8 protein-coding genes and 2 pseudogenes are annotated in these 12,406 nt (G+C 73.7%); 7 read left to right on the forward strand and 3 right to left on the reverse strand.

Features of this window, described 5'->3' with window-relative positions; genetic code table 11:
* Window positions 1-41: 41 nt before the first annotated feature.
* Window positions 42-1,535 carry a DUF1996 domain-containing protein gene (locus N5I75_RS09670; protein WP_476676286.1) on the forward strand — a complete coding sequence of 498 codons (1,494 nt, stop codon included), beginning with the start codon at window positions 42-44 and terminating at the stop codon, window positions 1,533-1,535.
* A 36-nt stretch (window positions 1,536-1,571) separates the two neighbouring features.
* Here the strand turns inward: N5I75_RS09670 and N5I75_RS09675 are convergent, their stop codons facing one another.
* Window positions 1,572-1,970, reverse strand: coding sequence for a hypothetical protein (locus tag N5I75_RS09675; RefSeq protein WP_476676288.1), 399 nt, complete (start codon window positions 1,968-1,970; stop codon window positions 1,572-1,574).
* 130 nt (window positions 1,971-2,100) lie between these two features.
* Between N5I75_RS09675 and N5I75_RS09680 the strand changes: the two are divergent.
* The 4 genes and pseudogenes from N5I75_RS09680 to N5I75_RS09695 all read left to right on the forward strand — a co-directional run bounded on the left by N5I75_RS09680 (window position 2,101) and on the right by N5I75_RS09695 (window position 8,610).
* Window positions 2,101-5,215, forward strand: a pseudogene (locus N5I75_RS09680) (alpha-N-acetylglucosaminidase).
* 71 nt (window positions 5,216-5,286) lie between these two features.
* On the forward strand, window positions 5,287-5,793 hold the full coding sequence (locus N5I75_RS09685; RefSeq protein WP_476676290.1) for a tetratricopeptide repeat protein: 507 nt from the start codon (window positions 5,287-5,289) through the stop codon (window positions 5,791-5,793).
* Window positions 5,794-5,852: 59 nt separating this feature from the next.
* Window positions 5,853-7,781, forward strand: a complete 1,929-nt coding sequence (locus N5I75_RS09690) for a hypothetical protein (RefSeq protein WP_476676292.1) — start codon at window positions 5,853-5,855, stop codon at window positions 7,779-7,781.
* A gap of 120 nt (window positions 7,782-7,901) precedes the next feature.
* A pseudogene (locus tag N5I75_RS09695) lies at window positions 7,902-8,610 on the forward strand (TetR/AcrR family transcriptional regulator).
* A 5-nt stretch (window positions 8,611-8,615) separates the two neighbouring features.
* Here N5I75_RS09695 and N5I75_RS09700 read toward each other — a convergent pair.
* Window positions 8,616-8,966: a 5-carboxymethyl-2-hydroxymuconate Delta-isomerase gene (locus N5I75_RS09700; RefSeq protein WP_476676294.1), complete on the reverse strand. Its 351-nt coding sequence runs from the start codon at window positions 8,964-8,966 to the stop codon at window positions 8,616-8,618.
* Window positions 8,967-9,035: 69 nt separating this feature from the next.
* On the opposite strand from N5I75_RS09700, the gene N5I75_RS09705 reads away from it, so the two are divergent.
* Complete coding sequence (locus N5I75_RS09705; protein ID WP_476676296.1) at window positions 9,036-9,557, forward strand: GNAT family N-acetyltransferase; 522 nt, start codon at window positions 9,036-9,038, stop codon at window positions 9,555-9,557.
* Here N5I75_RS09705 and N5I75_RS09710 read toward each other — a convergent pair.
* On the reverse strand, window positions 9,535-11,160 hold the full coding sequence (locus tag N5I75_RS09710; protein ID WP_476676298.1) for a SpoIIE family protein phosphatase: 1,626 nt from the start codon (window positions 11,158-11,160) through the stop codon (window positions 9,535-9,537). The genes N5I75_RS09705 and N5I75_RS09710 overlap by 23 nt on opposite strands.
* Window positions 11,161-11,363: 203 nt before the next feature.
* Here N5I75_RS09710 and N5I75_RS09715 point away from each other — a divergent pair, with 203 nt between their 5' ends.
* Window positions 11,364-12,398 carry a LacI family DNA-binding transcriptional regulator gene (locus N5I75_RS09715; RefSeq protein ID WP_476676300.1) on the forward strand — a complete coding sequence of 345 codons (1,035 nt, stop codon included), beginning with the start codon at window positions 11,364-11,366 and terminating at the stop codon, window positions 12,396-12,398.
* Window positions 12,399-12,406: the final 8 nt, after the last annotated feature.

Below are 12,406 nucleotides of genomic sequence, written 5' to 3' on the forward strand. Positions count from 1 at the left end.
GCCGATTGAACACGGGCGCCTCCCGTTGCGTACGTAGTCCCATGGGACGCACCTCACGGAAACGGCGCTCTTCGCTGACGACACGGATGACCGTCGCGTCGGCCGCACTGCTCCTGGGCGGAGGCGGGCTGGTCGCGGTCAACATGCACGCGTCGGCCCAGGAAGACTCAGGGCAGGACGCGGGCAGCGGGACGCAAGCGCAACAGTCACAGCAGGGGTCGGCACAGGCGCGGCAGGTGGCCACCATCGACTGCCCGGACGTCGGCACCGCCCTGCCCGAGGTCCCGGACGGGGCCCGCGCCCAGGTCGACGGTGAACTGGCCACCCTGGACAGCCAGATCACCGCGGCCTACCAGCGGCTCGCCTCGAACCGGGACGCCGCCGCGCGGGACCCGGGCTTCGTGCGGAACAGCATCCTGGGCCCGCTGAAGGACAAGCGCGGGGCCGTCCTCGGCCGGATCGGGGAGGACATCCGGCGCTCCGGGGGACGCCCGCCGCGGGGACTCGACGGGATGGCGCCCTGCACGGGACGCTCCCCGGAACAGCCGCAGCAGCCTTCGCCGCAACCCTCGCAGGATCCGTCGCAGCAGCCCTCTCAGCAGCCCTCTCAACAGCCCTCCGCACCTCCTGGGAACGGCGGTACCGGCAACGGCCCCGACGCCGCCGACTTCGTCGACATCACGTCCGTCCAGCCCAACGTCGTGACGCCGCGCAACCGGCGCGCCGCCTCGCGCGGCACCTTCACCACCGCGTGCGGGCGCAACGAGAACGGCAAGTTCAACCCGGACAACGTCATCGTCGCGCCCGGCGTCGGCAACGGCGCCCACCACATGCACGACTACGTGGGGAACCAGGCGACGGACGCCTTCTCCAGCGACGACGACCTCGCGGCCGGGCGGACGAGCTGCCGCAACCAGGGCGACAAGTCGACGTACTACTGGCCGGTCCTGCGGCTGCAGAACGGCAAGGACGAGGCGGACGTCGGCGCCGACGGCGGCGGCAAGGACCAGAACACCGGCGAGATCCAGACCCCGTCGTCCGTGACCCTGAAGTTCGACGGGAACCCGACGAGCAAGGTCGTCGCGATGCCGCGCTTCCTGCGGATCATCACCGGCGACGCGAAGGCCCTCACCAACGGCGACGCGAACGCCAACGCGTCCTGGAGCTGCACCGGTTTCGAGAACCGCCAGCTCAAGGACAAGTACCCGATCTGCCCTCAGGGTTCGAAGGTCGTGCGCACGTTCCGGTTCCAGAGCTGCTGGGACGGGGCGAACGCCGACAGCGCCAACCACCGCACGCACGTCGCGTTCGAGGACCCGCGCACCGGCGCCTGCCCCGGCGGGTTCAAGGCGATCCCGCAGCTGGTGCAGCGCATCGTCTACAGCGTGCCGCCGGGGCCCGGGTTCGCGGTCGACTCGTTCCCCGAGCAACTGCACAAGCCGATCACGGACCACGGTGACTTCATCAACGTCTTCGACGCCAAGCTGATGCAGCGCGTCGCCAACTGCATCAACCGCGGCGACCGCTGCATCTGACCCCCAGATCCCCCCACGGGCCGCTGCGCGGCCGTCTCAGTGGTGACCCGCGTGCCCTCCCCCGGCCCGCTCCACGGTCCCGCCGAGCCGGCCGCGCAGCCGTGTCACCACGCGGTCCGCGCCGACCGCGACCCACTTGCGGCCGACGAGGTAGGTGCCGCCGTAGTCGTCGGCGGCGTCGAGCCATTCGGCCTGGCCGCGGTCGGTGGCGAAGGTGGCCAGAACGTACCGCTCCCGGCCGCTGCCGCAGGTGGCCTGGCGGAGTTCGGCGGCGTCGGTCTGGAGGTCGGGGCGGCACCCCGCCGTGCGCGCCAGTTGCTCCAGTGAGCCGCTGGCCGTCCGGGTGGTCGGCAAGGGCTCGGGCGCCTCCCCGTGCGTCCCGCAGCCGGTCGCCACCGCGGCCACCACGACCCCTGCCACCAGCGATTTCCTCATCCCGCACTCCTGTCCCGGCCGCTTACGGCTCATCGACGCGATCCCGCCAGACTCCGTACGCACCGTTGAGCGCGGGCGTGCGCCCCGGTTACGGTGCGCCGCACCATCCGCGACGCAGGGGGTCACACGTATGTCCGCGCCAACGCGACGCACGGTTCTCGGCACGGCAGGCGCCATCGGGCTCGGCACGGCCCTGGGGGTGGGCGTGCCGGCGACCGCTCAGGCGGCACCGCACGCCCTTGATACGTCGGCGGCCCGCGCAGCGCTCAACAGGCGACTGCCGCACCACGCGGACCAGTTCAGACTCAGACTGCTCCCGCCCCAGGGCGGCGCGGACCGCTTCCGGGTCTCCGGGAAGCGGGGCGCGATCGAGGTGTACGGGACGACCCCGGCGACGCTGCTCGCCGGGGTCCACTGGTATCTGAAGTACGTGTGCGACGCGCACATCGCGTGGAACGGCGACCAGCTCGACCTGCCGCGCACCCTCCCGGCCCCCACGCGCGCCCTGGAGCGCTCCACCTCGCTGCCGCACCGGTTCGCGCTGAACGACACCAACGACGGCTACACGGCGCCGTTCGCGGGCTGGCCGTACTGGGAGCGCATGATCGACGTGCTGGCGCTGCACGGCTGCAACGAGGTGCTCGTCATCGCGGGCATGGAGGCCGTCTACCACCGGCTCCTGAAGGACTTCCACTACAGCGACGAGGAGTCCCGCGCCTGGCTCCCCGCCCCCTCGCACCAGCCGTGGTGGCTGCTCCAGAACCTCTACGGGTACGGCGGCCCCCTCTCCCCCGAACTCATCGCCGACCGTGCGGAACTGGGCAAGAAGATCACCGACCGGCTGCGCGAGCTGGGGATGAAACCCGTCATGCCGGGCTACTACGGGCACGTGCCGAAGGGGTTCGTCGAGCGCAACGGCGGCGACGCGCACGTGGTGCCGCAGGGCACCTGGCACGGCTTCGACCGCCCCGACTGGCTCGACCCGCGCACGACGTCGTTCGCGCAGGTCGCCGAAGCGTTCTACGGGCATCAGCGGGACCTCTTCGGCGACCTCGACGCGTTCAAGATGGACCTGCTCCACGAGGGCGGCACCCCCGGTGACGTGCCCGTCGCGGACGCGGCGCGCGGCGCGCGGCGTGGAGACCGCGCTGCAGAAGAACCGGCCGGGCGCCACCTGGGTCATCCTCGGCTGGGAGGCGAACCCGCTGCCCGCGCTCCTCGACGCCATCGACAAGAAGAAGATGCTGATCGTCGACGGGGTCTCCGACCGGTTCACCTCGGTCACCGACCGCGAGAAGGACTGGGGCGGGACCCCGTACGCGTTCGGCACCATCCCCAACTTCGGCGGCCGGACGACCATCGGGGCCCGCGCCCACATCTGGATGGACAAGTTCTTCGCCTGGCGTGACAAGGCGAACAGCGCGCTGGTCGGCACCGCGTACATGCCCGAGGGCACCGACCGCGACCCGGCCGCCTTCGAGCTGTGGTCCGAACTCGCCTGGACCGAGCGGAAGATCGACCGCGCCGACTGGTTCGCCGGGTACGCCGACTTCCGCTACGGGCGCCGCGACAAGGACGCCCGCGCCGCCTGGCAGGCCATGGAGGAGACCGCGTACCAGCAGCAGGCCGTGGAGCGCTCCGACCCGCACGACTCGCTGTTCGCCGCGCGCCCCGACCTCTCCGCCGACCGCGCCGCCTACTACGCGCCGCGCGCCCTGACCTACGACCCGGCCCGCTTCGACGCCGCCTTCACGGGGCTGCTCGGCGTGGCGGGCAGCCTCCGGGGCAGCCAGGCGTACAAGTACGACCTCGTCGACGTGGCCCGGCAGGCGCTCGCGCACCGCAGCCGCCAGTACCTGCCCCAGCTCAAGGCCGCGTACGCCGACAAGGACCAGGCCCGCTTCAAGGACCTCGCCACGCTGTGGCTGAAGCTGATGCGCCTGTCGGACGACGTCACGGGGACGCACAGCGCCTTCCTGCTCGGGCCGTGGATCCAGGACGCGCGCGACATGGCGACGAACGACGCCGAGCGCGCCGAGTTCGAGCGGTGCGCGAAGGTCCTCATCACCGTGTGGGGCGACCGCGCCACCTCCGACCCGGGCAACCTGCACGAGTACGGCAACCGCGAGTGGCACGGCCTCATGGCCGACTTCTACCTGCCGCGCTGGCAGAAGTGGCTCGACGAGCTCCAGGACGCCCTCGCGGCGGGCCGGGAACCCGCCAAGGTCGACTGGTTCGCCTTCGAGGAGCCGTGGACCCGCGAGCGCAAGGACTACCCGCTGCGCCCCTACGGGGACGCCTACCGCACGGCCACGCGCGTGTACGACGTGCTGTCCCGCGCCCCGTACCAGGGCTCCCTGACGGTGACGGCCGAGCCGCCCGCCTTCCCGCCGGGCGGGCACGCGCGCGTGGCGGCCACGTTCCGCAATGTCAACGGCCTGCGCGCGACGGGCCGCGTCGACTTCGCGCTGAAGGGCATCGACGCGACGCCCGAGCACGGCACGTCGCTGCGGAGCGTGCCCCCGGCGGGCGAGGGCACCGTCTCCTGGCAGGCCAGCGCCCCGGGCACCCCGCTCGACGAGCCGCTGCGCCCGCTGCCGTACACGATCGACGTCACGTACGGGCCGCAGGGCGAGGACCGGATCACCACCTCGTACAAGGGCACGCTGTTCGAGGCGGGCCCCCTGGAGGCGGGCTGGAAGACGTACACCAACAACGAGGCGATCTTCGGGCAGCTCGGCGACCGGTTCGCCATCGACGGCGCCGGAAACGACCTGTGGAAGGGCACCACGCAGTTCGGCACCATCTACCGCGAGGGCGCCCTCCAGGACGGCACGTCCGTCATCCTGCGGGTGGACTCGCAGGCCGTCACGGGCGCGTGGGCGCGCGCGGGCATCATCGTCCGCAACTCCCTCGCCACCCCGGGCTCGCTCGGCTTCCTCAACCTGGCCGTGACGCCCTCCAACGGCGTGGTCCTCTCCTACGACACCAACGGCGACGGCACGCTCGACACCTACCAGCGGATCACCGGCATCAAGGCGCCGGTGCTCCTCCGTCTCACCCGCGCCGGCGGCTCGTACACCGGCGCCTGCTCCACGGACGGCGGGACGACCTGGCGGACCGTGGCGACCGTGCCCGTGCCGGGCGCGGCGGCGACGCAGGACGTGGGCCAGTTCATGACCGCGACGAACGGCGGGAACGGGGCGCGCGGCACCGTCGAGTTCAGCGGGTGGCAGCTCACGTAGGTCCGCGCAAGGACCCGGGCCGCACGCGGAAAACGGTTGACGCGCATCGGCCGATCTCCGAGTGTGGCCCGATGAGCACCGAGAACAGTGTGTGGGAAGAGCGGATCGCCGCCGCGTGGGCCGGTTTCGACGCGTACGGCGAGGAGCGCGCCGGTGAGTTCCGCGCGCTCGTCGACGGCCTGGTGGCCGAGCTGCCCGCCGACAGCCCGGTGGGCCCGTTCGAGCGGGCCTGCGCGTTCGACTCGACCGGCCACTCCGACAAGGCGGTGCCGCTCTACCAGGAGGCGCTGCGGCGCGGCCTCTCCGGCTACCGCGCGCGCCGCACGAAGATCCAACTGGCCAGTTCGCTGCGGAACGTGGGGCGCCCGGAGGAGGGCGTCGCGCTCCTCGAACCGGAACTGACCGCTCCGAGCGACGAGCTGGACGACGCCGTACGGGCCACGCTGGCGCTGTGCCTGTCGTCCCTCGGCCGCGACCGTGAGGGCCTGTCCCTCGTGCTCGGGGCACTGGCCCCGCACCTGCCGCGCTATCAGCGGTCGATGGCCAACTACGCGCGGGCGCTGACCGGTTCGCAGTGAGACGTGGGGCCGGGTGACCATCCCATGATTCGCTCGTTCTGCTGAACGTGCAGTCAAAGGTGGAGCAACCCAGTCCCGCGCGGCCCCCCGGCACGCCCGGCACCCCCGACGTCATCGACGTGGAACAGGCCGAGGCGGCTCTGGTCGAGCACTACCCGCGCCTCGTCCGCCTCGCCTACCTGGTGCTTCCGCCGGGCCTCGGCCGCAACCGCCGCGTGCTCACCGCCCACTCCGTCACCCAGCGGGCCCTCCCGCGCGGCCGGACCGCGACCGCGCCCCCGGCCCTGCCCGCCCAGCGCGGCAGCGCGCCCCGCGGCGCCGACCCCGGCTACGCCTACGTACGCCTCAAGGTGCTGCGCAGCTCCCTCGAAGCGGGGCGCCCGCTGCTCCGCCCGGCCTGGCCCAAGCGGTCCCAGCTGCCGCCGCTGCTGCCCCGGGTGCGCGGCCTGCGCCTCTTCCCGAAGTCCGGCGGCGCCGACGAACTCGCCCTCGACCAGCGGCTCTCCGCGCTCAGCGGCCCCGCCCGCGCCGTGTACGTACTGCGCGGCCTCGAACACCTCGACGACGACGCCGTGCGCACCGTCCTGACGGCCGTGGGCTGCACGCCGCAGGAGACGACCGCCGCGCTGTACGAGGCGGACGAGCTCGAGGAGGACCGCTACGAGCTGCTCGCCTCCCCCGAGTTCGACCCCTGCTCGCTGCACGCGCGCCCCACCGATCTGATGCGCCGCCGCCAGCACGCCAAGGCGGCGATCGCGGCGGCGGCGGCGCTCCTGGTCTGCGGCGCGCTGCTCGGCCTGCCCGGCGACAGCTGGGGCCCGGACGGTGCGGCGGCGCCCCCGTACGCGCAGAACCCCGCCGGTCAGGCCGCGCTCGACCCGGCCAGGCTGACCCGGGTCGACCCGGCCGCCTGGCGGTCCTCGGACCGCACCGACTTCTCCGTGTGGCCCGCGCGCGGCTCCCTCACCGGCGACGAGGCGCTGCTGCGCCGCGCCCTCGCGGTGTGGGCGCGGCCCGGCGAGAGCGTCCAGGTCTCCGCGACGCCCGGCACCCCGGCGGGCGCCCCGCCCGGACCCGCCCAGCTGCTCTACGCGGGCGAGATCGACCAGGCCCGCGTCGTGCTCCTCTACGACGGTCTGCGCGTCGTCCGTTACGCCGAACCGGCGCGGGGCACGAGCGGCGCCGCCCTCGACCTCGCCCGGGTCGACGGGGCGGGCGCCGGGCAGTCCGGTGCCGTCGTCGTCGACCGGACCGACACCAACGTCCGCTATCTGACGGCGCCCTGGGTGACCGGGGCCGCCGTCCGCGACCTGGTGAAGCCGTCCGACGCGGCGCAGCCCCTCACCCGTACGAAGGACGGCGTGACGGCGCCGTTCCCGAGCCCGGCGCTCGCCCCGGCCGGGGCGCCCTGCACCGGCTGGAACGCGCTGGCGCTGACCTCCGCCGACGCCACCCGGTACGCCTCCGACCTCGGCGAACTCGTACCCGCGCACCTCACGTCCGGGGCGCCGGACGCGCCGCGCGAGGCCCGGCCGGGCGACTGGGCGGCCACGGCCTGCTCCCTCGCCGCGGCCCGTTCGCACGGGGTGCGGTCCGTCAACTCCTGGGCCTACGCCGAGCAGGCCCTGCCCGAGGGGAACGGGCGGGCCGAGTGGGTGTGCACCCGGGCCGAGACGTGGCGGGGTGGCGGGCCGCGCACGCTGGCGATGTTCCGGGCGCCCGGGGCCGATTCGGCGGTCGTCGCGGCCAAGTCCGAGACGTCGGCGGCTTGTGGGGCGCGGGATCAGGCGGTGCTCGCCGGGGTTCGCTGGAAGTCGCGGGGCGGGAACTGGTACCTGGTCGCGGCGGGCAGCGACAAGGTCGAGTCGGTGAGTGCGGCGGGGTCCACGGAGGCGGGGCAGGTGCTGGCGGCGCGGGTCGCGCGGGGCGCGGATGTGACCTTGAGCGGAGTCGCCGACGGCGGGGTCAAGGTCTCGCCCCTGCGGTAGTCCAGCCCCGGGGCTCCGCCCCGGCCCCCGCTCCTCAATCGCCGGAGGGGCTTGATCGTTGCCGGAAGGGCTTGATCGTTGCCGATGAGGGGCGGGTTCGTCGCTCGGTAGAGTGTGCGCATGACGACCGGGGTGCGGCGGAGGATGGGTGTCGAGGAGCGGCGGCGGCAGTTGATCGGGGTCGCTCTCGAACTGTTCAGTCACCGGTCGCCCGACGAGGTCTCCATCGATGAGATAGCCGCCGCCGCGGGGATCTCCCGGCCCCTCGTCTACCACTACTTCCCCGGCAAACTCAGCCTTTACGAAGCCGCGTTGAAGCGCGCCGCCGACGATCTGGCGCAGCGGTTCGAGGAGCCCCGGGAAGGGCCGCTCGGCGCCCGGCTGCTGCGCGTCATGGGGCGTTTCTTCGACTTCGTGGACGAGCACGGGCCGGGCTTCTCTGCGCTGATGCGCGGCGGCCCGGCGGTCTCCGCGGGCCGGCACCTGCTCCGGCGGAGACCGGTGTCCGGCCGACGAACGCGCTGATCCGACTCCGTCCGGCAGGCCGCGTACGGTCCAGATCTCGCCATCTGGACGTGCGCGAGCCCTCGCCGCCTGGAACTGGTCGTCCGGTCCTGGATCTCGCTCGCGAGGCGACGGCGCTCTCTGGCTCGACGGGCGGCGTGTCCCGCGCGAGGAGCTCCAGCTCCAACTGGTCCACGACTTCGCCGCGCTGGCGGCGGTCAGCGCCGTCCACGACCGGGACGGCGGCTCCTGCACCGTTCTCGCGACGAGCCGCGACGGCCCGTTCACGGACCTGCTCAACCGGCTCAGCGCCCTGGCGGCGTGACCGGCTCAGCCGCGCGCCGACTTGTAGGCCGGCTCCAAGTCCCGGACCTCCACCGACAGATGCACGCCCCCGGGCTCCTTGATGTGGGCGGGGAGCAGGGCCAGGACCGACTCCGTGAGGGCCGTCTTGGCCTCCTCGGTGCGCCCGGCGAGCAGGGCGATCTCGATGTGCACCACGTTCGCCTCCTCGGCGCCGTCGCCGACGACCGTCTCCTCGGCGCTCCGGAACCGCGTCTTGCAGGCCGGGATCCGGGCCCCGACGAGGTCGACGCAGGCTTGGTGGACGGCGCCCGCGAGCGCGGGGCGGTCGAGACGGTCGTCGAGTGCGGCGGAGTGGTCGACGGTGATGTTGGGCATGGCTGCTCCGTGTTCGCTGGGTGTGGCCTGCGGTGTCCGCTGTCTCCAGCCACCTTTACGGTGATCGGCATGAGCGCACAACTCTCGTTCCGCCTGGCGGACACCGACGACCTGGCCACTTTGACCGGCCTGTACGACGCGGCGGCCCGCTGGATGGTGGAGCGGGGCATCGACCAGTGGCGCCCCGGCGACAAGGACGAGGAGCACTTCCGGCGGCGCATGAAGGAGGGCGAGGTGTGGCTCGCCACCGCCGAAGCCGGCCCGGGCGCTCAGGTCGTCGGCGCGTACGAGCTGTGGTGGGCCGATGAACCGGCGTGGGGCGCGCAGCCGCCCGTCGCCGGGTATGTGCACCGCCTGATGGTGCGGCGCGGCGCGCCCGCCGGTACGGGCGGTGCCCTGCTCGCGCACGCCGAGCGGCGGATCGCCGAGGCGGGCCGCACGCGCTGCCGCCTCGACTGCGTGTCCTCGAACCCGCGGCTGCGCGCGTACTACGAGGGCCGCGGCTACACGGTCGTCGGCGAACAGCCCTTCAAGGCCGGTGCGGGCGGCAGCGCCTACGCGGTGACCCTCATGGAGAAACCGGTGGGCTGAGTCTGAGCACGAGCAGGGCGATGTCGTCGGCGCGGTCGGCGCCGAAGCAGGACAGCAGGGTGTCGCACAGGGCGTCGGGCGCCGCGGGGGCGGCGGTCGCGGCGGCGCTGAGCTGGGCCATGGAGACGGAGAGGTCGGTGCCGCGGGTCTCGATGAGCCCGTCGGTGACCATGAGGAGCCGCTCGCCGGGCGCGAGGTCGAGGACGGTGGGCTCGGGGTGGGGCAGGCCGAGGCCGAGCATGGGGCCCGCCGCGTCGGCGTAGTGCGCCGGGCCTTCGTGGGGCACGCGCAGGGGCGGGATGTGGCCCGCGTTCGCGATCAGGGTGCGGCCGGTCGCCGGGTCGACGAGGGCCAGGCAGAGCGTGGCCGAGCTGTCCGGGTGGTAGTGCTGGAACATCCGGTCGAGGCGGGTCAGGAGCCGGGCCGGGTCCGGGTCCTCCAGGCTGTACGCGCGCAGGGCGTGCCGGATCTCGACCATGACGGTGGCCGCGTCGAGCGAGTGCCCGACGACGTCGCCGATGGCGACCAGGACTCCGGCGGGGGTGGGCAGCGCGGCGTAGAAGTCACCCCCTATCTCCGTCTGCTGCGACGCGGGTACGTAGCGGAAGGCGACGTCGACGCCGGGGAGCGCGGGGAGCTGGGCGGGCAGGAAGCTGCGCTGCAGCGTCAGTGCGACGTGCCGCTCCTGCTCGTACATGAGGAGGGGTTCGGCGGCGAGGGCGGCGGCGCGGGCGAGCTGCGCCACGAGCGGTCCGATCCGCCCGGCCGGGTCGGCCGCGACCGGCATCGCCAGGCAGACGGGGAGATGTCCGGCGCGGGTGCGGGCGAGCACGAGCTGGACGTCGCGGGGCCCGAAGTAGGCGTTCGGCCACAGCGACCGGGGCACGATCGTGCTCTGCACGCCGCCGGGGGCGCACACCACGCGCCGGGCGATCGCGGCGGCCCGCTCACGCGCGACGGCGTCGGGGACGGGGGCGAGGCCGCCGCGCCGGGAGAGCCCGGCGTGCACGTCCCCGTCGTCACCGAGGACGAAAACGGCGGCGCTCCGCCGGGTCAGCCGGGCCGCCGCGTCGGCCGTGGTGGTGGCCAGCTCGACGAGGCAGCGGGCGCCCTGCACGTCGACGACGGCCTCGGAGAGCAGCGCGAGCCGGTCGAACTGGCTCTGCGCGTCGGTGAGTTCGCGGGCTCCGCGCAGCGCGGCCCGGACGACGGCGCGGATCTCCTCGGGTTCGGCGGGGACCGTCAGATACGCCTCGCCGCCCGCGTCGAGCGCGCGGCAGCGGTCGCCAGGCCCTGAGGGGCGGGCGGAGAAGTGCACGACGGGGATGCCCGCGAGCAGGGGCAGGGCCTTGACGCGGCGGCACAGCTCGTAGCCGCTGAGGTCGGGCAGGCCGACGTCGACCAGGGCCACGTCGGGCAGTGCTCCGGCGCGCAGCCGGGTGTCGAGCTCGACGAGCGCCTCACCGGCGGAGGCGACGGGGACGACGACGTGTCCCGCGCGGGTCAGGACCGCGCCCATGGCGTACCGGCTGGCCGCGGTGTCGTCGACGACCAGGACCGTGCTGCCGCGGTCGGTCCTGGTCTGCTGGGCGATGGTGTTCACGAGGCGGCCCCCTCGGGGCGGAGCGGGCGGGCCCCCTGCGGCCCACCGCACCAAGGTATCGCCGGGCGCGCCCGGCGGGGCCCCCGATCGCGCAGCTTCACCGATCCGGGTGGCACGCGGCAACCCGGCGCCGGCGCACGGCACTTCCCCCGCCGCGCCCACTCGGTGTGCAATACGGCATGTGACCGGTAAGGTCCCGTCCCGTGACCGCACGTCTTGCCGACATAGCAGCTCAAGCGGGGGTCAGCGAAGCGACCGTCAGCCGCGTGCTCAACGGCAAGCCCGGGGTCGCCGCGGCCACCCGGCAGTCCGTCCTGGCCGCGCTCGACGTGCTCGGGTACGAGCGGCCCGTGCGGCTGCGCCGGCACAGCGCCGGTCTGGTCGGTCTGATCACGCCCGAGCTGGAGAACCCGATCTTCCCGGCGCTCGCCCAGGTCGTCGTGCAGGCGCTGACCGGGCAGGGGTACACGCCGGTCCTGGCGACGCAGACGCCCGGCGGCTCCACGGAGGACGAGCTGACGGAGATGCTCGTCGACCGCGGGGTCAGCGGCATCATCTACGTCTCCGGGCTGCACGCCGACACCACGGCCGACACCCGGCGCTACGAGCGGCTGCGCGGGCAGGGCGTCCCCTTCGTCCTCGTCGACGGTTTCTCGCCGGCGGTCGCGGCCCCGTTCATCTCCCCCGACGACCGGGCGGCGGCGCGGCTCGCGGTGACGCATCTGGTCTCGCTCGGCCACACCCGGATCGGCCTGGCGGTCGGTCCGCGCCGGTTCGTGCCCGTACAGCGGAAGATCGAGGGGTTCGTCCGCACGATGCAGGAGCTGCTCGCCCTCTCCCCCGAGGAGGTGGAGCACGACCTCGTGCAGCACTCGCTGTACACGCTGGAAGGCGGTCAGGCGGCGACGGCGGCGCTCCTGGACCGGGGCTGCACGGGGATCATCTGCGCGAGCGACATGATGGCACTGGGTGCCGTCCGCGCCGCGCGGGAGCGGGGTCTGGAGGTGCCGACGGACGTGTCGGTGGTGGGTTTCGACGATTCGGCGCTGATCGCCTTCACGGATCCGCCGCTGACCACGATCCGCAAGCCCGTGCACGCGATGGGCCAGGCGGCCGTCAACACCCTTCTGGAGGAGGTCGGCGGCACGCCCGCGCCGCACAGCGAGTTCGTGTTCATGCCGGAACTGGTGGTCCGGGGGTCGACGGCGTCGTCCCCTGGGGGCCGCCCTCGTCCTTGAGGCGTAGA

The organism is Streptomyces sp. R818, from assembly GCF_056172735.1.

Coding starts and splice junctions, on each gene's coding strand:
- N5I75_RS09670 (WP_476676286.1), top strand. CDS start 42: ATGGGACGCACCTCACGGAAACGGCGCTCTTCGCTGACGACACGGATG.
- N5I75_RS09675 (WP_476676288.1), bottom strand. CDS start 1,970: ATGAGGAAATCGCTGGTGGCAGGGGTCGTGGTGGCCGCGGTGGCGACC.
- N5I75_RS09685 (WP_476676290.1), top strand. CDS start 5,287: ATGAGCACCGAGAACAGTGTGTGGGAAGAGCGGATCGCCGCCGCGTGG.
- N5I75_RS09700 (WP_476676294.1), bottom strand. CDS start 8,966: ATGCCCAACATCACCGTCGACCACTCCGCCGCACTCGACGACCGTCTC.
- N5I75_RS09705 (WP_476676296.1), top strand. CDS start 9,036: ATGAGCGCACAACTCTCGTTCCGCCTGGCGGACACCGACGACCTGGCC.